The following is a 26,170-nucleotide window of genomic DNA, read 5'->3' on the forward strand; positions in this document are numbered from 1 at the left end:
CGATGTCACGGGTCATTTCCTGCGTGTCCCTGATGCGTTCGCATTCCGTTCGCTGTGACGTGGTGTGGCGGCCAACGCGAGCGCCGCGAGCACACGGAAGTCAGCAGCGCGGAGCGACCGCGCGGCCTCATCGAAGGTCGCACCCGTGGTGACCACGTCGTCGACGAGCACGACGGCCTGCCCCTCACCAGGCCGACGCACCCGCATGCTGCCCTGCACGTTCTCCGCCCTTCGGTCGGCGTCGAGCCCTCGCTGGTCCGTGCTCCGCCCGCGCGTGAACAGCAGCCTGGCTGGCACGGCCCCCGCACGCCGAATGAGGAGATCGGGCACCCGATAGCCTCGTCTCCGATATGCGCTCCTCGTCGTCGGAACGGGCACCACGAGGACGGCTTCTCTCTGCGACTCCGCCAGCACCTTGCGGAGAACCTCGCCGAGCGCGTCCCCCAGCGGACGAGCGAGCAAGGTCTCGCCCTCGTCCTTCACCCGTCGGATGCACCGGGCTGCGACAGATTCGAAAGACATCGCGGCGCACACACGCAGACCGCCGGGCGAGGTCCACTCGCGAGGCGCAGCCCGAAGGTCCTCGCGACACGACGGGCACAGCATCGTCTCGGGTTCGCCGCAGCCCGCACACGACGCCGCGAGCAGCAGGGTGAGCATCTCCACACCGACAGCGTGGACGGAGGCGAGTGAGAGCATCCGTCGATCCTGGCTGGTCGGCGTCTCCGGGGAGCACTCGGCCGGTCTGGAACCCCGGTCGCTGTCAACAGCTCCGCTCTTCGGACGGTTGTGCAGAAGAGACGGTCAGTGCCCGGCCCTGGTCGCCAGCAGCGTGACTCCGTCGATCGACTCGCTCCACGCGGAACCGCTCCGCGCGAACACTCCCCCTTCGGCACCGAGCACCCGCACACCGGCCGGGGCGCGCGACCCCGCGATCGAGACGGCCCCCGTAGGAGCGACCTCGGATGTTCCCGGTCCTCCCACGATCTGCGTGAGGACCATCCGGTCATCAGGATCGGTCAGCAGCCCGAGACGGTCGGCACCCAGCCAGACGAGCCCGCTGACCCCGCCGTCGAGCTGCGCCAACGGCTCAACAGGACCGAGTTCGGTCGGCACGCCGGCCTCGTCGCGGACGATCGCGGAGACGACGACCCAGCGTTCACCGCCGATCACGACGACCGCTGCGATGCGAGCGCCGTCTGCGGAGACGCGCACGGCGGAGATCGACGAGGCATCCGGCCATGCGCCGGTGATCGCATGCGGAGTCACGTCGCTGCCGATCGCCTGAAGGGCCGACGGCGCGTTGGACGGCACAGACCAGGTGAAATCGAACGGGTCCATCGACGGTCGGATTAGTGACGCTCGGGCATCGAGCTCGTTGAACCCGTCTTCTCCCGTCACATACACATGCCCGTCGGCGAGCAGAGCGGCCGCGTGCGAGCCGTCGATCGCGACATCGATCGCGCTGATGGGCTGGGTGACACCGAGGATCTCCTCCGACACGCCCGGGATGGGTGTGATCTCGCTGCCCACGAGTGCGCCGAACTCGCCGTCCTTCAAGATGAGGCTGCCCGTGTCCGGAGGGTCCTCGATGATTCTGACGACGCCGGCGTCGAGTGTGCGCCCGTCGACGCTGAACCTCACCTGGTCGACCTGCACCCCCGCGGCGTTCAGCGTGGACTGCAGCTGCGTGCGCATGCGTGCGAGCGTCGTCGCGTCGAGGCCGAGGGCCGCACGATTCAATGCGACATCGGCGACCTGATCGGGACCGATCGGCACGGCGTCACGGGCGAGCTGAACGCCCTGCGGGAAAGCGCTCTGGACGGCGGGGTCGAGCCACGGACTCGGCGCTCCGCCGATCAGCGACTGCGCGATCGTGGTGGCGACGGTCGCACGGCGGGGGAACCACCGCACGTCCGGCACCAGTCGCTCCCACGTCTGGTCGTAGTACTGCAGCGCATAGTCGTCATAGACCCGGGAGAACCGGGACTCGTCGATCACGACACCGTCGGGCGCCTCCGCGATCCGCCACTGCCCATCCTCGAACACGACGACGAAAGCGGAGTTCGACGGCCCGAAGGCCTCGGAGTACGCTCCGGTCGCGTCGACGCTCGCGACCTGGTCGAACCTGACCCGCACCTCGGCCGAATCCCCGTCACGGGCATCCACGTCGTCGTCGACACTCGAGGTGAAGGAGCGCGTCGCCCCGCTGATGTCGATCGACACCCCGGTGTTCGGGCGCCAGGTCGATGCGAGATCGGGCGTGAGGAACTTGCGTGCGGTGTCCCAGTTGTCCGCGGGTGTGATCGCGGCCTCCATGAAACCCTCGACGATCGCCGCGGGTCCCGCTCCCTCAGCAGGGCCGGAGGCGAGTGGGAGGAAGTCCTGGTCTTCGGGTGACGCTCCGAGCGCGAGCCCCGGTTGCACATCTCCCGTCGTCGGAAGGCCCGAGCACGCAGACAGAAGCAGAGCAGCCGTGGCGATGGCCACCCCGCGCAGCACGCGTCGAGTCCGCGAGATCATTCGAGGCTCCCTCGGTCGAAGAGGTCGGCCGGAAGGTCGGCGAGTTGGATCGGCTGTGTGGCATCGCCGATCTCCCCGAGCGAATCCTGGGGCTCGAGGGGGATCGGCGAGGGGCCGTCGGAGGCATCGCCTCGACGCGGCAGGGTGAGTACGAAGTTCGTGCCGACGCCGAGCTCGGACCACACGCCGAGCGTGCCACCGTGCAGAGTCGCGTCGCCGAGGGCTATGGAGAGCCCGAGACCGGTGCCTCCGATGGTGCGCTGACGAGACGGGTCGGCTCGCCAGAACCGGTCGAACACGCGCTCGGCATCCGCCGGATCCATTCCCAATCCGAAGTCGCGGACGCCCGCAGCCACCGCATGCTGATTGCTGTCCACCGTCACGACGATGGGACGCCCCTCGCCATGCTCGATCGCGTTGCCGATCAGGTTGCGGAGCACGCGCCGCACGCGGCGCGGATCCATGTCGACCGGAGAGTATCCGCCGGGTGCGACGAGGCGCAGTTCGCTGCCCCGTCCGTCGGCGAGGGGCTGCATCTGCTCGATGATGTCCTCGGCGAGGTGCGCGAGGCTCGTCGCCTCGAGCTCGAGCTGCACGGACCCGGCGTCGTAGCGGCTGATCTCCAGCAGGTCCGACAGCAGCGTCTCGAAACGCTGCACCTGGGTGTGAAGGAGCTCTGTGGTCCGCGCGGTCGTCGGGTCGAACTCCCCTCGCTGATCATTCAGCATGTCGGCCGCGAGCCGGATGGTCGTGAGAGGCGTCCTGAGTTCGTGCGACACGTCGGAGACGAACCGCTGCTGCACGAGGGAGAGCTCTCCGAGTTCCTTGATCTGCGACTCGATGCTGTCGGCCATCGCATTGAAAGAACGACCGAGAGTGGCGATCTCGTCTTCGCCGTGCACGTCGATGCGCACGGCGAGATCGCCCGACGCCAGGCGCGCACTGGTCTCGGCGGCCTCGACGATCGGGGTCGAGACGGTGCGCAGCACGACGAAAGAGATCGCGGCGACGATCGCGATGAGACCGATGCCGGCGATCCACAGTGTGCGCTGCACGAAGGTGAGGGTGTTGTCGGCGTCGGCCAGATCGTAGGCGAAGTACACCTCGAAGGGTCCGGCCTCCGGCACCTGAAGCTGCTGCCCCACGATGACCCCCGGCACCGCCCGGCCGTCGACGTCGAGCGACGCGGACTGCCAGGACTGCCAGTCGTCGAACTTCACAACCCGGTTCCTGAGGGCGGGGCTGATGCTGTTGGCACTGAGGCCGGCGGTGAAGCCGTTGAGGGACACGGCCGCCGCGTCGTCGTCGACTCGGAACCCGGCGAGACCCTCCGCGGTCGAATTGCGGCCGAGGTCCTCCTGCACGCTGTCCCACAGCTCCCGCAGTGCTGCGGGGTCATCCCCCAGCGCAGTCGCGTCGAGCGTCGTCTGCGCCTGGTTCACCGAACGCGCCGCATCTTCGAGCGCCTCGTTCTTGCGCGATTCGAACAGGTCGTTCTGGATCACGAGCGCCATGGTCACGCAGGTGATCAGGATTGCGGTCGAGGTGAGGAGCAGCGTGATCGTTAGCGTCCGGAATCGCAGTGATCGTCGCCACAGGGCCCGGGTGACGGTGGGCCAACCGCGCCAGTCGCGGATGACAGCGACCGCCGTGGTGGTCGCTGCGGTGGCGGCCATGGTGCGCTTAGCCCGCGCTCCCGGCACGGTAGCCGACGCCACGCACCGTCATGACGATCTTGGGGTTGTCCGGGTCGAGCTCGACCTTGGCGCGGAGGCGCTGGACGTGCACGTTCACGAGGCGAGTGTCCGCCTTGTAGTGGTAGCCCCAGACCTGCTCGAGCAGCATCTCGCGCGAGAACACCTGCTGCGGCTTCGAGGCGAGGGCGACGAGCAGCTGGAACTCGAGCGGGGTGAGAGCGATCGGAGCCGTGCCCCTGCGCACCTCATGCGCGTCGACGTCGACGGTGAGGTCACCCACACGCAGCTGCTCCCCCACCGTCTGTGGCGAGGGGCGCAGGCGGGTGCGGATGCGGGCGACGAGCTCCTTCGGGTTGAAGGGCTTCACGATGTAGTCGTCCGCGCCGACCTCGAGGCCGCGGACCACATCGGCGGTGTCGCTGCGAGCGGTGAGCATGATGACGGGGACTCCGGACTCGGCGCGGATCCGTGCGCAGATCTCGATTCCGTCCATGCCGGGGAGCATCAGGTCGAGCAGCACGAGATCGGGACGCTGCGTGCGCCACTCCTCGACGGCCCGTGCACCGTCGGCGCAGAACACCGGCTCGAAGCCCTCCGTGCGCAGCACGATGCCGATCATCTCGGCGAGCGCGGTGTCGTCGTCGACCACAAGAATGCGTGAGGTCATAACTGTTACCTTATGGCACTCAGTACCACGACCCCCATGTCTACGCGCCCGACCGGTGTTGTGACACGATGGGAGCGCACGACGGAGGGAGTGCCGGTGAGCGGCCAGACGTGGACCCCTGCCCCCAAGAAGGGCATCATCCCCCTGCATCCCATGACGTTCGGGATGCTGTTGACCAGGTCGTTCGCGGCGCTGCGACACAACCCGAAGGTGCTCTTCGGTTTCGGCGTCGTGATACAGCTGGCCGTGGTGGTGCTCAGTGCCACGGTGATGGGCTTCGTGTTCGTCACGACGTTCACACGACTCGAGTCGCTGTCTGCCGCTTCGCCCGACTTCGAGGCCGTGTTCGCCGGCACCATCGCGATGAACATCGTGGCCGGCATCGCCGTGGGTCTGGCGTCGATCGCCTTCACCGCGCTGATGCAGGGCGTCGTCGCGGCCGAGATCGGCTTCGCCGCGATCGGGGTCAAGGCCACCCTCGGCACTCTCTGGCGCAAGATGATCCCGTCGTTCTGGCGGCTGGCGGGCTTCGCCTCCCTCTCGATCATCTTCGTCTTCGGCATCATCGTGATCGTCTTCCTCGTGATCGCCGGCTTCATCGCCGGCGGGCTCGGAGGCTCGGCTGAGGCCATCGGCGGGATCGTCATCCTCGTGGTGCTGCTCGTGCTGGCGACCATCCCCCTCGTCGTCTGGCTGACGACGAAGCTGCTGCTCGTTCCGTCGATCCTCGTTCTCGAAAAGGCGAAGTTCCGCGATGCGCTCGTGCGGTCATGGCGCCTGACGCGTGGACGGTTCTGGGTCGCTTGGGGCGTCACCTTCCTGATCGGCGCGATCATGGGCGTCGCGATGCAGGTGGTGAACCTGCCCGTCTCGCTGATCGGATCGATGCTCGGTTCGGTGATCGCACCGACGGGGTCAGCGGACACCGCGTCGATCATGGCGTTCGTCTTCGCCCTGCTCGCACCTCAGATCCTGCTTCTCGTGCTGCAGGCGATCACCCTCGTGGTGCAGAGCAGCGCGGGCACCCTCGTGTACCTCGACAGCCGGATGCGCTACGAAGGCCTCGACCAGGCGCTCATCAGCCACGTCGAGCGCCGCGATCTCGGATGGACGGATGAACAGCTCGGCGACCCGTTCATCGTCGACGCGGAGCGGGCCGTGTCGAGCGCTCCGCCGCCGAAGCAGGTTCCGGAGTGGGCGATGATGACGCCGACGGGCTACGAGATGCAGCCGTACCCGGGCCAGCAGTACGGCGGACAGCCGTATCCCGCCCAGCAGTATCCCGCCCAGCCGTACGGTGCACCGCAGTACCCCGCGCCACCGCAGTACCCGGGGCAGTACCCCGCGGCGCCGCCGTACCAGGGACAGCCGTACCAGGGACAGCCATCTGCCGCGCCGCAGTACCCCGCTCAGCAGGCTCCTCCCCTCCCGCCCTATGCCCAGCAGCCGGCAGCGGCCCAGCCTCCGGCAGCACCCCAGCCACCTGCCACGTTCGCACCGCCGCCGGCGTACTCCCCGCCCGCATCGCCTCCGGCCGAGTCCGCCGACTCGACCTGGGCCGCGCCCGGCACGGGCGGCGAAGGGTCGGCATGATCCGTCCTCTCGACGACGTGCTCATCCCCGACGGGGAAGAAGCACGCAAGTGGGCGGAGCGGGAGCTCTCCGACCCGCGCTACGCCGATGCGAAGCCGACGTGGTTCGACCTGCTCGCCCGCGACATCGGACGATTCCTCGCCGATCTGTTCAACTCCGACAACAGCGCGAACGTCGGCCCTTCCGCCTTGATCATCGTGAGCATCATCGTGTTCGGAGCGCTCGTCGCGGCCCTCATCATCTGGGGGCGCCCGCGTCGGGCCCAGGCCGTCCGCCGCGCACGAGGCGATCTTCTCGGCGCCGACGATGACCGATCCGCGACGCAGCTGCGCACCGACGCCGATCGCTGCGCGCGCGCAGGCGACTGGGACGAGGCCACGATCCTGCGGTTCCGCGCACTCGCCAGAGGTCTTCTGGAGCGGGATCTCATCGATCCCTCCCCTGGAGCCACCGCGCAGGCGATCGCCCGGGAGGTCTCCGGTGTGTTCCCGGCCGAGACGGCTCCCGTCCGCGACGCGGCGGTCTCGTTCGACGACGTGCGCTATCTGCGGCATCCCGCCACAGAATCGAGCTATGCGGCGCTCGCCGCGACCGACGAGCGTCTGAGTGCCCTGCGACCGGAGACGGTGAACGCGTGACGGTCATCGAGCAGCGCGATGCACCGGCATCCACGGCAGAGCGTGCCCCGCGCGGGCGGCGTCTGAAGTCTCTTCTCGGGTGGGCGATCGTCGTCGCGCTCGTGCTCGGCGGCGTGTTCGTGGCGACCCAGGTCGCCGTCCGCATGCCCGATCAGCGGGGCTCGCTCGATCCCGAGAGCGTCAGCGACTCCGGTGCGATGGCGCTCGCTCAGATCCTCGCGGAGCAGGGGGTCGAGGTCTCGGTCTTCCGCTCCCGCGCCGAGGCACGGGCAGCACTCGACGAGAACTCCACACTCGTCATGGCCAATCCCTACACGCTGTCCGACGATGGGATCACCGAACTGGTCTCCCCAGCCGACCGGGTCGTCTTCCTCTCGAGCAGCACGCACCTTCTGAACCTCCTGCACATGGGAGATAACGCCGCATCGGACCCGAGCCCGGTGGAGGCCGACTGCAGCGCGCCTGAGTTCGCCGACGTCGGCACGATCCGCCCAGACCGTATGTTCGCCCCCGCCGACGGCGTCGAAGGATGCTTCGGCACCGACGACGCCTCGGCCGTGCTCGTCGACGAGGACGACGGTGCGACGCGCATCGTCGTCGAAGGCGCACGTCTGTTCAGCAACGCCTACCTCGCGGACGACGGCAACGCCGCACTCGGACTCGCTCTGCTCGGCCAGTCGGACCGCGTCGTCTGGTACATCCCGAGCTTCAGCGACACGGACATCGAAGGCGAGACGCCCGAAAGCCTCGGCTCGCTCACACCGGGCTGGGTGACACCGGCGATCCTGTTGCTGATGATCTCCGGGCTCGCGGCCGCACTGTGGCGAGGGCAACGCTTCGGCCCGCTCGTCGCCGAGACGCTTCCCGTGACCGTCCGCGCTTCGGAGACGATGCACGGGCGCGCCCGTCTGACGGCGAAGGCGGGTGACGCCGCACACGCGTCTGAAGCCATCCGCGACGGGAGCAGGCGCCGGCTGGCCCGCAGACTCGGACTCGCCGTGAACGCGACGGCGGAGGAGATCGCGGATGCCGCCTCAGACCGCCTCCGGATTCCGCGCGGCACTCTGCACGAACTTCTCGCGGGTCCCTCCCCCACCGACGATCCGTCGCTGATCGACCTGGCGCGTCGGCTGCAGGAGCTCGAGAGCGCCGTCGACGACTCCACCACCATCGAGCGGAGACCGGAATGATCCACCGACCATCACGCCGAACCGCCGTCCATCCATCCGAACGGAAGCCGAGGACACCACGTGACCGCTGAGAACTTCAACGACGCCGAGCTGCGTCAGGCCATGCACCGCGTGCGAACCGAGGTCGACAAGGCCGTCGTCGGCCAGGCGGGCACGGTGACCGGTCTGCTGGTCTCGCTGCTCGCACGAGGGCATGTGCTGCTCGAGGGCGTACCCGGTGTCGCAAAGACCCTCGTCGTCCGCTCGTTCGCTCGCGCACTGGGCCTCGACACGAAGCGGGTGCAGTTCACTCCCGACCTGATGCCGGGCGACGTGACCGGGTCGCTCGTCTATGACGCACGCACGGGCGAGTTCGACTTCCGTGCAGGCCCGGTGTTCACCAACATCCTGCTCGCCGACGAGATCAACCGCACACCCCCGAAGACCCAGGCAGCGCTGCTCGAGGCCATGGAGGAGCGCCAGGTGTCAGCGGACGGAGTGAGCCGTGCTCTCCCCGATCCCTTCCTCGTCGCTGCCACACAGAACCCTATCGAGCACGAGGGCACGTACTCGCTGCCCGAAGCGCAGCTCGATCGCTTCCTGATGAAGCTGGTCGTCGGCATGCCCGAGCGCGACGCGGAGGTGTCGGTGCTCCGCAAGCACGCGTCGGGCTTCTCGCCCCGCGAGCTCACCGGCGTCGAGGCCACCGTGACCGCGGACGAGATCCGTGCGGCTCAGGCCGCAGCCGGACGCGTGGACGTGACGGACGACGTGCTCGGCTACGTCGTCGATCTCGCCAGAGCCACGAGGCAGTCGCCCTCCGTCGAGCTCGGCGCGAGCCCTCGTGCGTCGACCGGCCTGCTCGCCGCTGCGAAAGCCTGGGCCTGGCTCAACGCGTCGTCGGCCGTCACACCGGACCACGTGCAGACGATGCTCGTACCCGTCTGGCGCCACCGTCTGCAGCTGCGCCCCGATGCCCAGATGGAGGGCGTCTCGGCAGATGCCGTCCTGACCTCCGTCGTGCAGCAGACCAGGGTGCCGATCTAGGTGTTCGTCACCGGCCGTCTCGCCCTCGCCGTCGCCGTCGGCATCGTCCCGCTCGTCCTCGCAGGACTCGTGGGCTATCCGCCGTACGCCGCGCTCGGCATCTGGGTGGGGCTCTGCGTCGTCCTGATCGTGCTGGACGTGCTGCTGGCGCCCAGCCCGCGCTCGGTCGTCGTGACCAGGCGCGTGCCGACGCGCACCCGACTCGGTGAACTCGTGCCGGTGAGCGTCGCGCTGCAGAACCAGGGCTCCCGCACTCTGCATGCGCTGATCCGCGACGCGTGGCAGCCGACGGCCGGGGCCGTCGAGGACCGTCAGCGTCTCAGCATCCCTTCGGGCGAGCGTCGCCGCGTGTCGATCCCTCTTCTCCCCCGGCGCCGGGGCGAGCTGTCGAGCGAGTTCGTGATGATCCGCTCCCGGGGACCGCTCGGGATCGCCGGCAGGCAGGCACGCCACCGGGTGCGCGGGACCATCCGCGTCCTTCCCGCCTTCTCGTCGCGCAAGCACCTGCCTTCCCGGCTCGCACGCCTGCGCGAGCTCGACGGCAACACCAGCATCCAGGTCCGCGGCCAGGGCACGGAGTTCGACTCGCTCCGCGAGTACGTGCGAGGCGACGACGTCCGCTCGATCGACTGGCGCGCCACCGCTCGCGCCGGCACCACGATGCTCCGCACGTGGCGCCCTGAGCGCGACCGCCACGTCGTGATCATCATCGACACCGGCCGCACCGCCGCCGCGCGCGTCAGCGACGGCACCAGAGTGGACGCCGCACTCGAAGCGTCCCTGCTGCTCGCCGCACTCGCCGCGCGCGCGGGCGATCACGTGCATCTGCTGATGTACGACCGGGTCGTGCGCGCACGCGTCACCGGCGTCGAGGGCACCGCTCTCCTCCCCGCGCTGACCGACGCGATGGCGCCTGTGCATGCCCGTCTCGTCGACACCGACTGGCACGGCGCGTTCGCTGCCGTGCGCACGCTCACGACGCGTCCCGCGTTGATCGTCGTGTTGACGGCGCAGGATGCGGCGGAGTCCGCAAGAGGGTTCCTCGGAGCCTTCCCCGATGCCTCTCGGGCGACGTCCATCCTCGTGGGGTCGGTGACCGACGACGGCATCGCCGATCTCGCGCGGCAGCGCGGATCACGCGAGGACATCTATCTCGCGGCTGCTGCGGAGCGGACGATGCGAGATGCCGAGAACGTCGCGGATGCCGTCCGGCGCGCCGGCGGCGAGGCGATCGCCGCGGACCCCGAGACACTGCCCCCGCGCATCGCCGACAGGTACCTCGAGCTCAAAGCCGCGGGACGACTGTGAGCACACGAACAGGAGCCAGGAAGTGACGAAGACCACGAGTGACGCGCGCCACGGATCCTCCACGATGACGGTCCGGCTGACCGCCGAGGCTTTCGGGTCGTCCGCACTCGTCCTCGCCATCGTCGGCGCCGCGATGTTCGCGGCACGGTTCGGTGCGGGTACGGAGACGACCGACCAGGGCATCGGCTTCATCGGCATCGCCCTCGCGGCGGGATTCGCCCTCACCTCCGTGTTCTACGCGTTCGGACCCATCTCCGGCGGCCACTTCAACCCCGCCGTGACCGTCGGCGTCGCCGCTGCCGGTCGGATGCCGTGGCGCGAGGTGCCCGCGTACGTCATCGCCCAGTGCATCGGAGGTCTGATCGCGTCGACCCTGGTCTTCCTGATCGGCCTCTTCGGTCCGGAGGGCTGGCTCGAGGCGCGGCGCGTCGAGGGTTTCGCCAGCAACGGGTTCGCGGCCGCCTCACCCGCAGGGTTCGGCCTCGGCGCCGCGATCATCGTCGAGGCGCTCTTCGCCGCGGTGCTCGTGCTCGTGATCCTCGGGGTGACGCATCCCGTGCGCGGCACCGCTTTCGGCGGTGTCGTGACCGGCCTCACTCTCGCCGTCATCCATCTGGTGATCCTGCCGATCGACTTCGCCTCGGTGAACCCGGCCCGGTCGATCGCCACGGCCGTCTACGGGAACGTTGAAGCCCTCACCCAGTTGTGGGTCTTCGTCGTCTTCCCCATCGTCGGCGCGCTGCTCGCAGGGTTCGCGTATCGAGGGCTGTTCGACGTGCCGGACCGGAGCGTCGACAGCGCAGCGGAGCGCGACAGCTGATCAGCCAAGAAGTCGGAAGGACTCCGGTCAGCCCGCCAGAAGTCTCGGCGTCCCCGCTTCGTACTCGACGAGATCACCGGTCTCGCCGCGGCGATACGCTCGTCCGCCGATCACGAGCATGTAGATCAGGAAGGCGGCGAGGGCTGCCACGCCGACGCCGATCTTGACGGGCCAGGGCAGTGCCCAGCCCGTGACGAACCCCTCTATCAGCCCGGAGACGAACAGTGCGAAGACGAGTCCGATCGCGACAGTCGCGAGCGACCGCCCCTCCGCGGCGAGGGACTCTCCGCGTGATCTGTTGCCCGGTGCGACCCATGACCAGAACAGGTGCAGCCCGCCTGCAGCGGCGACGAAGATCGAGGTCATCTCGAGCAGACCGTGCGGCAGGATGTAGAGGATCATGACGTCGACCTGGTCGTGCGCCGTCATCACCGCAGCGGACACGCCGAGCCCCATCGCGTTCTGCACCAGCACGTTGATCGGCCACAGCCCGGTGATGCCGAAGAGCACACACTGCAGGGCGATCCAGGCATTGTTCCACCAGACCATCCCCATGAACACCGCTGCGGGGTTCTCGGTGTAGTAACCGGTGAAGCTCTCGTCTGCATACTGCTCGAGCGCATTCGGGGGGCCGAGGGTCGCGAGCAGCGCAGGATCCGACGAGATCCAGGCGGCCGTCCCGACGACGATCGCGATGAAGGAAAGAGCGATCACCAGAGTCGTCCAGCGCAGCCGGTACAGAGCGGCGGGCAGCTGCAGAGAGAAGAACCGCGCCGTCTGGGTGAGGATGCTGTCGGAGGCTCCCGTCAGCCGCAGTCGTGCGCGCACGAGGATCGTGGACAGATAGGCGCCCTGCGGTGATTCACCGACGGAGGTCTTCAGCTCGGCGAGATCCGCGGATGCCGCACGGTATCGGACGATCATCTCGTCGACTCCCGCCCCGTCGAGCCGGGCGCGGCTCAGCTGTTCCAGCCGCTCCCACTCGGCGCGGCGTGCATCTGTCAGTGCATCGGCATCCACCTGATTTACTGTACTCATGTCTGCCCCGCTCGATACATCCGACGAGGTGCTCTCCGGCGAAGCCGTGGCGATCGACGTTCAGCCGATCGGCTTCGTGCTGCGAGCAGCCGGCGCGATCATCGATCTCCTGGTCGGTTTCGCCGTATTCCTCCTGACGCTCTTCTTGCGGCTGTGGCTGCTGGACCTCGGCATCCTCGACGAGGCGACCGACACGATCGCCGCTATCGCGTCGATCGTGGTCAGCTTCGTCGTGCTCCCGATCACGATGGAGGTCGCGCTCAAGGGACGGAGCCTCGGCAAGCTCGCGGTCGGCGGGCGCATCGTGCGCATCGACGGAGGCGCGACCGGATTCCGCCACGCGTTCATCCGCGCCCTCCTCGGGGTTCTGGAGATCTACATGACGCTCGGCAGCGTCGCCGTACTCGCCGGTGCTTTCAGCGCCCGCTCTCAGCGCCTCGGCGACATGGTCGCGGGCACCTACAGTCAGCGCGTCCGCGCGCCGAAGCTCATCCCACAGGTCCCGGTCCTCCCGCCGATGCTCGTCGGCTGGGCTCAGATCGCTGACGTCGCCCGACTGCCCGATCGTCTCGCCCGCCGCATCTCCCAGTTCCTGCAGAGCGCACCGCGGATGGTGCCGGCCGCTCGTGCGCGGGTCGCGCAGGATCTGCTCACCGAGGCCTCCCCCTTCGTGTCGCCGCTGCCCGCGGCAGCGCCGGAGGTCGTGCTGGTCGGGATCACGGTCCTCCGGCGTGAACGCGAGCGCCGGGCTCTGCAGAACGCCGACCGTCGCGCAGAGAAGCTCACCGGACGTCGCGTCGGGGTCTGACACCTCAGCGTCGTCATCCGCCCTGTCAGAACCGGATCGCGTCGATGACCTTCACTCGCAGTGCGACGAGCGCGGGGATGAATCCGGAGACCGCACCCACGACGATCGAGGCGGCGAGGCCGACGAACGCGGCGCGCATCGGGAAGGGCGGGATGTCCTGGATGCCGTAGAAGAGCGACGTCACCACCCACTCCGAGCGGAGCACGGCGACCACGATCGCGATACCGACGAGCCCGGCGACGGTGGTCGCGACGAGACTCTCGAGGAAGACCGAGAAGAAGACCCGACCGGACGTCGCCCCGAACGCACGTCGAACCCCGATCTCACGCACCCGCTGACGCATCGCGACCAGCTGGATGTTGATCAGACTCAGGGCGCCCAGCGCGAGGATGACCGCTGCGATGCCGCCCGTGACCATCTCGAAAGTCGCCTGCGCGTCCAGGGCTCCCGGCTGCGCCGCCCAATCGGAGCGACTGACCGATACTGTCTGCCCCTCGGGCAGACCTGCCCGCAGGTCCATCGCGAGCACGGGGGCGATCTCGTCGACCTCCGTCTGTCCGAGCCACACCTCGTACTGCGGCCAGGCTCCTTCGGGAAGGGCGTCGACCCGAGCACGATACGCCTCGTACAGGATGTCGACACGGAGCTCCTCGTCGCCGAAACCCTGTCGGGGCACGACGCCGACCACCTGATAGGTGCCGCCTGCCGCTCCTGAGAGGGTGAGGGTCGGGTGCTGCGCCACCGGGACCCGACCGATCCGGTCCCACAGCGCCTCGGTGATCACGACCGGCGGCGCGAGAGCCTCGACATCGCCGTCTCTCAGCCAGCGGCCCTCCAGCAGCTGCTCGCGGTGGATCTGCGAGTACAGCGGATCGATCAGTCGCGCGTTGACGTCGACGATCCCGTCCGGAAGCTGCACGGGGACGACCATCCCCTGCGCGATCCGCGCGGTGTGACTGAATCCGAATCGTTCCGACACGCGTGTGAACCGTTCGTCGAAGGCATCGACGTCGACGGGCAGGCCGTCTGCGGTGCTGATGCCGACCACGAGAGTCGCCGCCCGTCCGCCCCATCGGTCCGACTGCTCCGCCTGGAACTGCCTCTGGTACTCCGAGAGCGCGACGACACCCGTGAGCGCCGCCACTGAGACAGCGATGCCGATCAGGCTGAGCAGCACCCGCAGCTTGTGCACCCGGATCTCCGCCCACGCGTCGGAGAGGGCGCCGAGGATCCCGGTCATGAGGTCGCCTCCCGGCGCGTCGCCGGCATCGATGCCACCGGCGCGGACGGAACCGACGCAGCCAGTGTCGACGCCTCGAAGGCGCGGCTGAGATCGGCCGTCTCGAGCACGCCGGCATCGAGGCGATAGTGCCTGCGTGCGCGGGCTGCGACGTGCAGGTCGTGAGTGATCGTCACGAGCGCGGCATCCGTCTCGGTCGCGACCTCGTCGAGCAGCGACATGACAGTGGCCCCCGTGTCGATGTCCAGGGCGCCGGTCGGCTCGTCGGCGAGGATCAGCACCGGGCGACGCACGAGCGCTCTGGCGATCGCCACTCGCTGCTGCTCGCCGCCGGAGAGCCGGTCGGCGATCTGCTCGACCCGGTGGCCGAGGCCCACCCGCTCGAGCATGTCGGCTGCTATCTGTCGTCGATTCCAGAAGAGTCGCCCCTTGGCATGACCGAGCGGCATCATGACATTGTCGAGCGCGGTGCGCCCGGGAAGCAGGTTGAACTGCTGGAACACGAAACCGACGTTGTCGCCGCGCAGGCGATCCAGTCGCCCCGACCGCATGCGCCGCACCTCACGCCCTTCGAACGCGACCGTACCGCTGGTGGGGGTGTCGAGCATCCCGAGGATGTTCAGCAGGGTCGATTTGCCGGAGCCGGAGCGGCCGACGATCGAGACGTGATCGCCGGCGCTCACGTCGATCGTGATGCCCCGGAGGATCTCCAGCTCCGAGTCGTCGGGCAGTCGCACGCTCTTGGTCACGTCGGCCAGAGCGACGAGAGTCACCAGCTCGTCCCGCTGTCGCACTGCTCGACGCCCGGAGCGACCTCGTAGCAGAACTCCTCCACAGGAGCGACGAAGCCGGGGACGAACTGCCTGATCGACTCACCCTCTTCGAGGCCGGACACGACCTCGACCATGGTGCCGTCGTTCACTCCGAGCGTCACCGGTCGCTCTGCTGGCTCACTTCCGTCACCCTCATCCACCCAGACGTTTCCCGTGCCCGCACCGCCCTGCACTGCGGTGACCGGCACGACCAGTGCGTCGTCGACCTGCCCGAGCGCGAGATCCATCGTCGCGGGCAGTCCTGCGAACACGACCTGATCGGCCGGAACCGCACAACGCACGCTCGCAGTGCCCTCTGTGCTCACCTGCACGCGCACCCCGGTGCACGTGAACGGAGCCGGTCCTCCGGTGATGCTCACGGAGGCCTCGGCGGGCGCGTTCACCAACCGGTACAGCTGCGCGGGTTCCACCGTCGCGAGCAGGTGGTACCGCGCGGGGGTGAGGGTGTAGCTCTCTGTTCCCGCCGAGGTGACCTGGCCCTTCACGAGGGCGATCTCCGACACGTCCCCCGCTTCGGCGGCGACGACGTCGATGTCCTTCTTCGGCTCGTCCTGCCTGATGGTGAAGAGCTTCTGGCCGGCGGCGACGGTCGCCCCCTCTGCGACGTGGACCGCGAGGACGGTTCCGTTGATCTCGTTGCGCACCGGGAACGAATCGTCACGCGCGACGTTGCCACTCAGGGTCAGCGCATTCACGACGGAGCCGCGTTCGACCGGGATGACCGGATCACTGACAGACGACTCCGGGCTGACCATCGCCTCCGTGCGGTCAGGGAAGAACGCGATCTTCACGAGTGCCGCCGCACATGCCCCGAACACGAGCACGAGAAGAAGAGGGAAGATCCAGCGTCGCCAGACGATCACGGCTGCCTTTCCGGCCGCGCCGCCTTGGCGCATCCGCGGTCAGCGTAGCCGGGATGCTCGAGCGACCCGGGCGCGGCAGGCGGCGTGTCCCGGGCGTTCTGCGATCAGATCGGTCAGGCGCGCAGCGCCTCGTGCCGAACCACGAGCCATCCGGCGGGGACCGACAGCCGATCCGCATGCTGCGCGCAGAGGTCGTGCGCGTGCGGATGGTTCGCCATGCCGAGGGGGCCCAGCGCCGCCATCTGATCGCCGTAGTCGTAGGTGAGCGTCGCCACGGCTTCTCGCGCGCAGCCGACCTTCGAGCAGAGTCTTGCGTCCATTCCCGTCAGGATACGGGCCGCTGCCGACGGTCGACGGATGCCGCGCCGCCCACGGCCGCAGACTCGGCCTAGACTTTCGCTATGCCTCGTCGTCCCCGCACCTCCGCCGCTCCGCGCCGTGGTGCTCGACACGGCCGCCATGGGCGCCTCGGGCGCAGCGAGGTCGTGCGTCCTCCGCTGGCACCTCTCGACGGTCGCATCGACCGGTTCGACCTCACCGTGGGCACGGCAGTGGAATTCCTCCGAGGCACCTGGCCGGAACTGCAGGAGGTCCGGTTCGAGATCGGCGCGATGCCGGCGTTCGAGGCGACGGACGAGGTGCCTCGATGGCACCTCGACCATGAGAAGCAGCGCATCGTGCTCTTCCGTCTCCCGATCGAGCGACTGCTCCCCCCAGGGCACGACGACGGCGCCCACCGGCGGATGGCCATCGAGAGCGCCGTCTTCCGGGCTGCGGCCGAATACGTCGGACGCGAGCCCTGGGACCTCGGCGGCCACGACCACTGAGTTCGAGCCGCCGCATCGGCGCTGCCCGCACCTCAGGGGTAGACGGTGATGCTCTGCTGAGCTCCCGCCGAGGGCCACACCGGCCAGACGGCGAGCGCCCCGGTTGCCGTCATCGCGACGGATGCGTGCACAGGACCCGAGGTCGACAGGGCGTAGACCGTGCGCTCCGTCACCGGCACCGACGCGGACGACCCCGAGGGGACCGTCACCTCGATGGGCTCCCCGCCGTCGACGGGGGCCAGCTGCACGGTGCAATCGGAGTCCTCGCTGTTCACGAGCACGAGACGAGGCGACGGCCCTGCCGGGATCGACACGTAGACGTCGTCCTCGACCTCCGGCGCGGGAAGGACCCAGGCGAAGTCGGTCTGCGGACCTGCCCCGTCCTGCTGTCGGACGGCGGCCAGCACAGGGGCGTCGGATTCGATCCGCGCCGTGTACTCTCCCGGCGCGAGCGTCGAGAGCGAGAGCTCGGTCGGCACGTCGGCCGTGAGCGGCACCTCGAGTTCCGCAGCGGTCGCAGAGGAACCCAGCTTGCTCAGGGTCACCACCGCCTCGGCGTCGACGTCGGGCGAGAGCAGCCGCACGACCGCCATGTCGGAGTTGTCGCCTTCGTTCTCGAACACCTGGATCCCCGGGAGAACGGGATTGCGCTGAGGTGCAGCGACGGCATCCTGCAGGTCGGCACCCGCAGGGTCGAGCGTCCGCGTGAGCGACGACTGCAGCACTGCGCGCACCGGCGAACCGGTCGCGGTCACCTTGACGACCGGATAGTCGGATCCGACCGCGATCGAGGTCAGCGGAAGGGCGATCTGGGACTCGGCCGGAACGATCACGGTGCTCGACGCGCGGACCGACCCGTACAGGCCGAGAGTGACGGTCGAGGGCACGACGCCGGGGTTGGTGAGGACGATGAGGTCCTCCGTGCCGGTGGCGACGGTGCCGCCGACGAGCCAGGACTCGAGGCCGGCGGGTCGACAGGGAGCGGCGGCGAGACCGAAGAGGTCGTCCTCGGCGAGCGAGAACGACTCGGTCGCGCCGAGCAGCGGCGCTTCTCGGCCTTCGACCGCTCCGACCAGACGCTGGGCCGTGCCGCCGTCGGCGAGATCCTTCGCAGGCAGCGGGCTCGATTCCGGACGCCCGGACGACCCCTGAGCGGTCAGGCGCGGCTCCGCCGCCGAGACCATCTCGAGCGACTTCGAGGGGTTGCGCCCGATCGCGCGGAAGTCGCCGTTGCAGACGAGCACCGTGTCCCCGGGAAGCGGCGTGACCTCGGCCTGGGCGGGCTCATGCGTGACGGTGGGCCACGGCGCGGTCACCGCGATCGCGGCCCCGATGACGCAAGCCGCAGCGACGACCGCGCCGGTCAGCACTCGAGCGCCGGTGGCGGCCACCCGGAATGCACGGTTGGTGCTCATCGTCGCGCCTCCTCATCGTGGTCCGGTCCTTCGTCGGGGGCGCCCTCTGCGCCCTCCGCCGCGGGTTCCGCAGCCGACACGTCCGAGGCGGGCTCTCCGTCGCCCTCCGGGGATGCCTCGCCGGCAGATTCGCCAGCGGCCGAGTCGACGGCATCCACCTCTTCCTCCGGGTCGGACGGAGTCTCCGGCACAGCGTCCGGGACTCCCGACGCATCATGGTCGTCGCGATCTTCCGGGTGCCTCGGCAGCACGAGGGGCTCTTCGGCCGCTCGCCCCACGATGCGCGACTTGGCGCGGGCCGCGCGTCGAGACGCACGTGTGGGCACCGACAGCAGGAGCGCGGCGAACACGAGGACCAGCTGGAGCGTGATCACCAGACGCGCAGTCGCCTCCTGGCCTGCGGAGAGCGGAGCGCGCGGCGATGCCTCAGCTTCGAGCCGATAGAGGACGCCGCGATCCGTGGTCCCCGCCTGGACGAAGCCCGCACGCTGATCGAGAGATGTCACGGCCACGGTTCGCAGCGTGCGCGCACGGTCCGACTCGTCGTCGGACACCTTGGCCAGGAGCACGTAGGAGATGCCCTGCTCCCCGAGTTCCGCCGCGGCGTCGAAATCGCGCGCCGAGAGCAGATCGACCGCGAGGGTCGTGAGGTCGGTTCCTCGTAGCTCTGTGGCCGTCGACAGGATCGTCGTCTGGGCGCTCAGGGTCTCGCTCCCACCCCACGCCACCTCGGTCGCGAGCCCACCGTCGTTCTGCGGCGTGAGCACCAGCGTCCCCACGGGTCGATCCGCGCCCGCTTGCGCGGCGACGTACGCCGGCAGTGTCGAGGCGGGACCGTCGCGGAGCGCCGAGGAATCCAAGTGGAACGCGGAGAGCGACGGGACGGCGCACACCGCGATCGCGAGACCCGCGACGGCGGCACTCAGAACGCGCAGACGAGGGATCGTCAATGCGGTGTCGAGCGTCACGAGCGCAGCCCCCGTCACGCCGATCCACGCGAGGCTCAACCCTGTGCCCGGCCAGATCGCGACCGGCATGCCCTGGGCGAAGGAGACGGTGACACCGACGGCGAGGAATGCTGTGGCGAGGCCGGAGAGGGCGACGATGAGGAGGGTGATACCTGCCCGCCAGCGAGGTGCGACGGCCGAGACGAGAGCGAGCAGAGCGAGAGGTGCGAGCAGCAGCGCGACCCAGGGCGCCATCTCCAGCCCGAGCCACGATGCCCAGCCCCAACCGGCCATGTCTCCCGAGGGGAAGCCCGTGGCCAGCGCGAGCCGGCCTGCGGCATCCGCTGTCGCCTGGGGACCGGCCCAGATGGACCCGGGGTCGGCGAGGACGGCGATGAGGCTTCCGTGGCGCAGCTGCCAGAGCACGAGGGGTGCGAAGAGGGCGATGGCGGGCACCGGCACCCAGAGCAGGCGGATCGCTCCGCGGATGCGCGCACCGGCCAGCGTGATGCCGAGTGCGACGACCCAGAGCAGCAGGAGAGCGGGCGCGAGCGAGGGGGCGCACGCTGTCACGGCGGCGAAGAGGAGCGATGCCGCGCCCGCCGCGCCCCATGAGCGATGCGCGACGACCGCAGCGTGGAAGAGCCACGGGAGGAGCAGGTGCACCAGCACGCCCGTGGGACGACCGTCTACCAGGGCGGTGAGGAAGGTGGGTGCGAGCGCCCACACGATTCCGGCGAAGATGCGGAGGCCTGCTCGGTCGGTCACCCGAGTGGCGGCGAACCAACCGCCGAGCACGGCGAGCGGCAGAGCGAGAACCCAGAGCAGCACGAGAGAGAAAGAGGGGGCTCCCGGCCACAGCGATCCGAGGACGGCGATCACCGCGGCGAAGGGATCCGCCGGACCGACCACCCCTGCGCCGAGTCCGCGCAGCCCCCAGGCGGCGTCACTCCACAGTGCTTCGACGGTCGCCCGCAGCGGCAGGAGCGCCCCGCCACCCAATACGGGCCACGCGAGGACGGTGGTGAACGTCGCGATGCTCACCACGAGCGCTGCGAGCACGGCCCAGGCGCCGCCACCCGAGAAGAACCGGAGCTCGCTGACGGCTCCGCCTTCACTGCCGTGCCCGTCGTCGAGGCGCCGGCGCAGATCAGAGCTGCTCACGCGGAGCGGCGCGATGCTCGACCAGCTGGAGGTGCGGAACGCGCGGATGCTGCCGCGCGAGCGCGCGATCGCCGCGAAACGGAACATCGCGGTCACAGCGGCGCCCCATTCCGGGGCCACCGCCTCCGGACGCTTGCCGACGAGGTGCGTCACCGACCGCCAGAGCGCGAGAGGAAGGAGGGCGAGCCAGTGCAGCGGCACGGCGACCGCGGGTGCGTAGGCGAGGCGACGATGCAGCTGGGCGAGCCTCGTCGCGAACGCGCGCTTGCTGCGGCCATGCGGCAGAGCACCGGGGCCGTCCGGCGAGACCGAGACCCGAGCCGATGGAGCCAGCACGACACGTCCGCCGCCGAGCCGCGCGCGAACGCCGAGATCCAGTCCGAGATCTGCTCCGGGAAGGGCGGGGTCGGGGCGGAGGGCATCGCGCACCTCGCCACGGATGAGCATCCCTCGGACGTCTGCTCCGAGCGCGTCGTCGGTGCCGTCGTGCTGTCCCTGGTCGAGCTCGCCGGCGGCCAGTTCGACCGTGCGGCCGAGAGTCGTCATACTCACGCCCAACGAGACGATCTCACGATCGTTGTCGGTCTGCACGAGCTTGGGAGCGACGATCGCGGCGGATGGCGAGCGCTCGAGGGTTCCCACGAGCCTTTCGAGCGCGCGCTCATGGGGCGCCGTGTCGTGCGCGAGCAGCCAGACCGCACTCCCCTCGAGGACGCGGGGTCGGGCGAGTTCGACAGCGTCGGCGAACGACGTGCCGCTGCGCGCCTGGATGATTCCCTCGACAGCGGCCGCCACGGTCTCGCTCTCACGTGCCGATGCGGCGTCACCGCACATGACCAGCGTGATCGCCGCCGGCGGACTGGTCTGGGATCGCAGAGCATCCAGCGTGCGGAGCAGTTGCGCACGGGCGGAGGAACCGGGGCGCGCGACGATGATTGCATGAACTCGGGCTGGCATGACCTGGTCAGCCTATGCGCGCCGCGGTATTCCGCGGACCAGCTGCCCCGGCGTGGCCGCGAAGCCAAGAGCGAAGCATGCATCCCGACGGAGACGGCAACGGCGCCGCACCTCGACCGTGGTCGTGATGCGGCGCCGATGAAGATCGTCAGCTTGCGCGGCGCTTGAGCTTGCGGCGCTCGCGCTCTGAGAGCCCGCCCCAGATTCCGAACCGCTCGTCGTTGTTGAGCGCGTATTCGAGGCATTCGCCGCGAACATCGCACGACGTGCAGATGCGCTTGGCGTCGCGAGTCGAGCCGCCCTTCTCGGGGAAGAACGCCTCGGGATCGGTCTGCGAGCAGAGCGCGTCGCTCTGCCAGGCGAGAGCATTGTCGTCGTCGGCCTCGGCCTTCCGGACCCCGGGAACACCGAGGTTGATCGGATCGACGAACCAGTTCTCCGGTACGTCTGAACGGTAACCCGTCATCTCGCTCTCCAACCCCTAAATTCCGCCCCCTCGGCGGGCCGTGCTCAACTAATTACACCCGTGTCATTCCCATCGGTCAAGTCGCGGATCGTAAACCCTCAATCAGGTCTTGAAGGTTCTTGAGCCTCGTACGGCGTGTCGCGCCGGCATGCGAGGCTCAGGCGGCGGCGCCGGATCCGCCCGGAGATGCGATGAACGCCTCGCCCTGACCCGACAGGGTCACACGCCCCTCGTCGGGCGTCGCGAAAGCCGCCGTGCCGATCGGGATGGCCACCGCGTCGCCGCTCGCGCCGCGGACCTCGACGCGACCGGCTGTGACGAGCACCATCGTCGGCCCGCTGACCTCGACCGGCACCTCCTCGCCGTCAAGGACGACGCGGCTCAACGCGAAGTCCTCCACGGGCACCGGGTATTCGGTGATCGCGCCGACCTCGGCCGGGCGGAGCACCGGCACCTCACCGGTCGTCGTATCGAGGATGGAGAGCAGCTCGGGCACATCGATCCGCTTCGGAGTGAGTCCGCCGCGCAGCACGTTGTCACTCGCGGCCATGATCTCGACCCCGAGACCCGAGATGTAGGCGTGCAGGAGGCCCGCGCGGAGGAAGACCCCCTCGCCGCGGTGGAGCACCACGTGATTCATGAGCAGAGCGACGACGACGCCGGGGTCACCCTGGTACGTATCCGCGATCGCAGCGACCGCCCGCAGTGTGGTCGCCCACTCCCCCGAATCCTTATCGGCCGCGGCCCGTACCGAGGCGATGATGTCGTCGACCACGGCCTGTGCTTCCCCGGACAGCAGCCAGCCGATCGTGTCGCGGAGCACATCTCCGTCGGCGCCCAGTCGAGAGGACAGCTCGGCGACTCCCGTGCCTTCGCCCAGCGCGGACAGCAGACGCTGGGTGTCGGGGAGAGGACGCAGTCCGCTCAAGGACTCGAAGCGCTCGCTCAGCGCGACGATCAACTCGGGCTTGTGGTTGTCGTCGCGATAGTTGCGGTTCGGGTCGTCAGCCGCGACCTCGGACTCCCGCGCCCATCCGGCCTTCGCCTGCTCGATGGTCGGATGCACCTGGATCGACAGCGGAGAGTCCGCAGCCAGCAGCTTGAGCAGGTAGGGCAGCGATCCGCCCGTGACGGCGTCGAGCGTCCCGCCGCCCCGCACGTCCGCCGGATCCCCCGGGTGGTCTCCGAACCAGACCTCGGCCTCAGGGCCGCCGGCGGGAACGCGACCTTCGAGGTCGGCGAGGAGCGTCGGCGATCCCCAGGCGTAGTCGCGGGGCACATTGGAGAGACTGAGCAGCATGCCACCAGAGTATTGGCACCGGAACCCGCCGTGCCACGAGCACCACGATCAGGTGCTCCGCGAGCTGCGCGCTGTAGCCTGAACGCGATGGCGCACTACACGAAGCATCCGGCCGCCGCCCCGCCCACCGCGCCCGAGCGCGAGTCGACGGGGCATCTTCTGCTGCGCGGATACATCATCCTCGTCCTGTTCGTGGCGTTCGCTCACTCGGCGGTGTACAACCTGCTGGGCGAGATCGGCGCGGCGATCACGCTCGTCGTGTTCCTGCTCGCCACCCTCGGCATCGGCATCCCGATGATCGCCCGCAAGCGCCCGCACCCCTTCGCCTGGCGACGGCTGCCCTGGGCAGCGACCGCGTACACCGTCGTCGCGCTGCTCTCGGTCGCCTGGTCTCAGTGGCCGGGGGCGACGATCATCACCTGGGTGCTGCTGGCGACCGTGACCGTGAACGCACTGTTCATCGTGCACGTCCTCACCTGGCACGAGATCGTTCGAGCCCTCGCCTCGGCTTTCAAATGGATCCTCGGCCTGTCGCTCGCGATCGAGCTGTGGGTGGCGCTCGTCGTGCACGGACCGATCCTGCCGAACTTCTTCGTGCGCCCCGAGGGCGAGACGAACGCGCACTGGTATTGGGTGCGCGGCAACCTCCTCGACGGCGGCCGCATCCAGGGCATCGTGGGCAATTCCAACCTGCTCGCGATCATCTGCCTGTTCGCGATCCTCACCTTCGGCGTGCTTTTCGCCGCGCGCACGCGCTGGCGGACGACTCTCGCGCTCTGGGGCCTGCTCGCCGCGTACTTCCTGCTCAGGGCAGGGTCCGCCACCGCATACGCCTGTGCGGCCGCAGCGGGAGTAGTGCTCGTCGTGGCTCTCTTGATGCGCCGCGCCAAGACGCCCGGCGGACGCACCAGGCTCTACGTGCTCTTCATCGGCGGCGCCGCGGTCATCGGCACCGCCGTCTGGCTGCTGCGCGAGCCGCTGTTCGCTCTGCTCGGACGCAGTGCGGATCTGACGGGACGTTCCGACAAGATCTGGGAGAAGGTCCTCGAGCGCGCCGCCCAGCATCCGCTCTTCGGCAACGGCTTCTCCAGCCCGTGGGTGCCCTTCGACCCTGCCTTCGCCGGGTGGATCGAGGATCACGGGATCACGGTGTTCCACGCGCACAACATGTGGCTCGACGTTCTGATGCAGCTCGGCGTGCTCGGCGTGGTGCTGATGGCCCTCGCGTATCTCAGCCTGCTGTGGCGCTCCTGGTTCTTCGCCATCGACCGGCCGCGCTGGGATCTCCAGTCCGATCGGTCCTACTCCGCGATCACCCTGCTGCCGAGCCTCTTCACCGTCGTCCTTCTCGTGCAGGGGCTCACGGAGTCGACGCCCATCATGCTGTGGGGATGGATGCTGCTGGTCCTGCTGTCGTTCAAGATCAAGGCCGTGCCGCTCGTCGGCGTCGGCGAGCGCGAACGCGTGACCGAGCGTGGCGAGAGAAGTCGGCGGGTTCCGTGACCTTCGGTCGCCGTGTGGCGGATCTGCTCGGCTCGGCGGAGTTCGCCCGCGCCTACACGATCGCCGTGCTGACGGCGGTCTTCGCGGCCTTCACGATCGAGCGCGCGGCGTCGCCGGTGACGCTCGCCACGGTCATCGGCGTCCTCTGCGCGCTCGGCGCCTGCATCCTCTGGGTGCGACGCGAAGAGCTCTCGCTGCTGCGGATCGCTCCGTCGTCGCTGCTGGCGTTCCTCGCCTGGGCGGCCGTCAGCGTCCTGTGGTCGACAGACAAGTCCGACACTGCGCTCGGGTGGATGGAGCTCTTCGGCTTCGCGTTCCTCGCCATCACCGTGGGACACATCCGCGACACTCTGCAGACGGTGCGGGCGCTCGGCGACACTCTGCGACTGCTCCTGATCGTCTCCCTCGCCCTCGAGATCCTCTCGGGCGTGCTGCTGGACACTCCGTTCACCTTCCTCGGTATCGAGGGCCAGTTGGCGGTCGGGGGTCCGGTGCAGGGAATCTTCGGCAGCCGCAACATGCTGGGCTTCGTGACCGTGATCGCGCTGATCACGTTCGTCATCGAGTGGCGGTCACAGTCCCTGACCGCGCGCATCGCCATCCCGTCCATCGCGCTGGCGGGCCTCCTCGCCTTCTTCTCCTCCTCCCCCATGGTCCTGGTGCTCGCCGCGGCCGTGGGCGTCGTGGCGGTGGCTCTCACGATCGTGCGGCACGCGCCCGCCGAGCGACGCACGATCGTGCAGTGGGTGCTCGGCGTGCTCGTCGCGCTGGCGCTGGCAGCCGCATTCGCCCTGCGGCACGTGATCATCGCGCTGCTCGACGCGGGATCCGACTTCTCGGTCAGGGCGACCCTGTGGAACACGATCCTCGACTTCGTCGCTCTCAAGCCGATTGAAGGGTGGGGCTGGTTCGGATCGTGGGCTCGTGGCGAATACCCCTTCACCTACATCAACTTCCTGCTCGACGACCACCACCAGAGCGCGCTCAACGCGTACTTCGACGTGCTGCTGCAACTGGGCACGGCCGGGCTCGTGCTCTTCCTGCTGTTCGGCGGCATCGCCACCATCCGCTCCTGGCTCGTCGCGAGCGTCCGTCGCTCCGTCGTGTACGCATGGACGCCGCTGATGCTGGTCACGCTCGCCGTGGAATCGATGTTCGAGAGCTTCACCCTCGTCGGAGCCGGCTGGTTCATGCTGGTGCTGTGCGCCCTGCGCGCGGGCCAGACGAGGTCGTGGCGAGAGAGCATCGACGCGGCGCACACGGGGGCCATCCCGACCCTGAAGCCTCAGGTATGAGGGCACCGACGCGCCCTCGGCGGATTCCGAAGCTCTTCCGGGTAGGGTGGGA

23 protein-coding genes are annotated in these 26,170 nt (G+C 69.1%); 10 read left to right on the forward strand and 13 right to left on the reverse strand.

Annotation, left to right across the window (positions count from 1 at the left end; all coding sequences use genetic code 11):
• Window positions 1-12: 12 nt before the first annotated feature.
• From ACQ4LY_RS17070 to mtrA, 4 genes are all read right to left on the reverse strand, one after another.
• On the reverse strand, window positions 13-699 hold the full coding sequence (locus ACQ4LY_RS17070) for a ComF family protein (protein WP_431073435.1): 687 nt from the start codon (window positions 697-699) through the stop codon (window positions 13-15).
• 105 nt (window positions 700-804) lie between these two features.
• Window positions 805-2,523, reverse strand: a complete 1,719-nt coding sequence (locus ACQ4LY_RS17075; RefSeq protein ID WP_431073437.1) for an LpqB family beta-propeller domain-containing protein — start codon at window positions 2,521-2,523, stop codon at window positions 805-807.
• A complete protein-coding gene (gene mtrB, locus ACQ4LY_RS17080; protein WP_431073439.1) occupies window positions 2,520-4,199 on the reverse strand; it encodes an MtrAB system histidine kinase MtrB in 1,680 nt (559 codons plus the stop codon). Before mtrB ends, ACQ4LY_RS17075 begins: the two co-directional genes overlap by 4 nt.
• Before the next feature lie 7 nt (window positions 4,200-4,206).
• Entirely contained in the window at window positions 4,207-4,887 is a 681-nt protein-coding gene (gene mtrA, locus ACQ4LY_RS17085) for an MtrAB system response regulator MtrA (protein WP_056308458.1), read from the reverse strand.
• A 96-nt stretch (window positions 4,888-4,983) separates the two neighbouring features.
• On the opposite strand from mtrA, the gene ACQ4LY_RS17090 reads away from it, so the two are divergent.
• The 6 genes from ACQ4LY_RS17090 (at window position 4,984) to ACQ4LY_RS17115 (ending at window position 11,462) form a co-directional block, all read left to right on the forward strand.
• Complete coding sequence (locus tag ACQ4LY_RS17090; RefSeq protein ID WP_431073442.1) at window positions 4,984-6,480, forward strand: glycerophosphoryl diester phosphodiesterase membrane domain-containing protein; 1,497 nt, start codon at window positions 4,984-4,986, stop codon at window positions 6,478-6,480.
• Complete coding sequence (locus ACQ4LY_RS17095) at window positions 6,477-7,118, forward strand: DUF4129 domain-containing protein (protein WP_431073444.1); 642 nt, start codon at window positions 6,477-6,479, stop codon at window positions 7,116-7,118. The genes ACQ4LY_RS17090 and ACQ4LY_RS17095 overlap by 4 nt, the downstream gene beginning before the upstream one ends.
• Window positions 7,115-8,308: a DUF4350 domain-containing protein gene (locus ACQ4LY_RS17100; RefSeq protein ID WP_431073446.1), complete on the forward strand. Its 1,194-nt coding sequence runs from the start codon at window positions 7,115-7,117 to the stop codon at window positions 8,306-8,308. The genes ACQ4LY_RS17095 and ACQ4LY_RS17100 overlap by 4 nt, the downstream gene beginning before the upstream one ends.
• 102 nt (window positions 8,309-8,410) lie before the next feature.
• A complete protein-coding gene (locus ACQ4LY_RS17105) occupies window positions 8,411-9,334 on the forward strand; it encodes an AAA family ATPase (protein WP_311243464.1) in 924 nt (307 codons plus the stop codon).
• A complete protein-coding gene (locus tag ACQ4LY_RS17110) occupies window positions 9,335-10,642 on the forward strand; it encodes a DUF58 domain-containing protein (protein WP_431073448.1) in 1,308 nt (435 codons plus the stop codon).
• Window positions 10,643-10,664: 22 nt separating this feature from the next.
• On the forward strand, window positions 10,665-11,462 hold the full coding sequence (locus ACQ4LY_RS17115) for an aquaporin (protein WP_431073450.1): 798 nt from the start codon (window positions 10,665-10,667) through the stop codon (window positions 11,460-11,462).
• 27 nt (window positions 11,463-11,489) lie between these two features.
• Here the strand turns inward: ACQ4LY_RS17115 and ACQ4LY_RS17120 are convergent, their stop codons facing one another.
• Window positions 11,490-12,482, reverse strand: coding sequence for a stage II sporulation protein M (locus ACQ4LY_RS17120; protein ID WP_431075716.1), 993 nt, complete (start codon window positions 12,480-12,482; stop codon window positions 11,490-11,492).
• Between the two features lie 16 nt (window positions 12,483-12,498).
• On the opposite strand from ACQ4LY_RS17120, the gene ACQ4LY_RS17125 reads away from it, so the two are divergent.
• The gene (locus ACQ4LY_RS17125) at window positions 12,499-13,308 is read left to right on the forward strand and encodes an RDD family protein (RefSeq protein WP_431073452.1); all 810 of its coding nucleotides are present in this window, start codon (window positions 12,499-12,501) and stop codon (window positions 13,306-13,308) included.
• A gap of 25 nt (window positions 13,309-13,333) precedes the next feature.
• Here the strand turns inward: ACQ4LY_RS17125 and ACQ4LY_RS17130 are convergent, their stop codons facing one another.
• From ACQ4LY_RS17130 to ACQ4LY_RS17145, 4 genes are all read right to left on the reverse strand, one after another.
• Window positions 13,334-14,548: an ABC transporter permease gene (locus ACQ4LY_RS17130; RefSeq protein ID WP_431073454.1), complete on the reverse strand. Its 1,215-nt coding sequence runs from the start codon at window positions 14,546-14,548 to the stop codon at window positions 13,334-13,336.
• The gene (locus tag ACQ4LY_RS17135; RefSeq protein WP_431073456.1) at window positions 14,545-15,321 is read right to left on the reverse strand and encodes an ABC transporter ATP-binding protein; all 777 of its coding nucleotides are present in this window, start codon (window positions 15,319-15,321) and stop codon (window positions 14,545-14,547) included. The genes ACQ4LY_RS17130 and ACQ4LY_RS17135 overlap by 4 nt, the downstream gene beginning before the upstream one ends.
• Window positions 15,318-16,277, reverse strand: coding sequence for an efflux RND transporter periplasmic adaptor subunit (locus tag ACQ4LY_RS17140; protein ID WP_431073458.1), 960 nt, complete (start codon window positions 16,275-16,277; stop codon window positions 15,318-15,320). Before ACQ4LY_RS17140 ends, ACQ4LY_RS17135 begins: the two co-directional genes overlap by 4 nt.
• 80 nt (window positions 16,278-16,357) lie before the next feature.
• Window positions 16,358-16,564 carry a DUF3499 family protein gene (locus ACQ4LY_RS17145; RefSeq protein WP_056308474.1) on the reverse strand — a complete coding sequence of 69 codons (207 nt, stop codon included), beginning with the start codon at window positions 16,562-16,564 and terminating at the stop codon, window positions 16,358-16,360.
• Between the two features lie 165 nt (window positions 16,565-16,729).
• On the opposite strand from ACQ4LY_RS17145, the gene ACQ4LY_RS17150 reads away from it, so the two are divergent.
• A complete protein-coding gene (locus tag ACQ4LY_RS17150) occupies window positions 16,730-17,071 on the forward strand; it encodes a metallopeptidase family protein (RefSeq protein WP_056308476.1) in 342 nt (113 codons plus the stop codon).
• Between the two features lie 32 nt (window positions 17,072-17,103).
• On the opposite strand, the gene ACQ4LY_RS17155 is transcribed toward ACQ4LY_RS17150, so the two are convergent.
• The 4 genes from ACQ4LY_RS17155 to manA form a co-directional block, all read right to left on the reverse strand.
• Window positions 17,104-18,486 carry a DUF5719 family protein gene (locus ACQ4LY_RS17155; protein WP_431073460.1) on the reverse strand — a complete coding sequence of 461 codons (1,383 nt, stop codon included), beginning with the start codon at window positions 18,484-18,486 and terminating at the stop codon, window positions 17,104-17,106.
• Window positions 18,483-21,554: a glycosyltransferase gene (locus ACQ4LY_RS17160; protein WP_431073462.1), complete on the reverse strand. Its 3,072-nt coding sequence runs from the start codon at window positions 21,552-21,554 to the stop codon at window positions 18,483-18,485. Before ACQ4LY_RS17160 ends, ACQ4LY_RS17155 begins: the two co-directional genes overlap by 4 nt.
• A gap of 148 nt (window positions 21,555-21,702) precedes the next feature.
• Window positions 21,703-22,020, reverse strand: a complete 318-nt coding sequence (locus ACQ4LY_RS17165) for a WhiB family transcriptional regulator (protein WP_431073464.1) — start codon at window positions 22,018-22,020, stop codon at window positions 21,703-21,705.
• A gap of 157 nt (window positions 22,021-22,177) precedes the next feature.
• Window positions 22,178-23,320, reverse strand: a complete 1,143-nt coding sequence (manA, locus tag ACQ4LY_RS17170; protein WP_431073466.1) for a mannose-6-phosphate isomerase, class I — start codon at window positions 23,318-23,320, stop codon at window positions 22,178-22,180.
• A gap of 87 nt (window positions 23,321-23,407) precedes the next feature.
• Here manA and ACQ4LY_RS17175 point away from each other — a divergent pair, with 87 nt between their 5' ends.
• Together ACQ4LY_RS17175 and ACQ4LY_RS17180 are read left to right on the forward strand one after the other, a co-directional pair.
• The gene (locus ACQ4LY_RS17175; protein ID WP_431073468.1) at window positions 23,408-24,823 is read left to right on the forward strand and encodes an O-antigen ligase family protein; all 1,416 of its coding nucleotides are present in this window, start codon (window positions 23,408-23,410) and stop codon (window positions 24,821-24,823) included.
• Window positions 24,820-26,118, forward strand: coding sequence for an O-antigen ligase family protein (locus tag ACQ4LY_RS17180; protein WP_431073470.1), 1,299 nt, complete (start codon window positions 24,820-24,822; stop codon window positions 26,116-26,118). The genes ACQ4LY_RS17175 and ACQ4LY_RS17180 overlap by 4 nt, the downstream gene beginning before the upstream one ends.
• Window positions 26,119-26,170: the final 52 nt, after the last annotated feature.

This window comes from Microbacterium phyllosphaerae (genome assembly GCF_050628115.1).
GTDB lineage: Bacteria > Actinomycetota > Actinomycetes > Actinomycetales > Microbacteriaceae > Microbacterium > Microbacterium phyllosphaerae_A.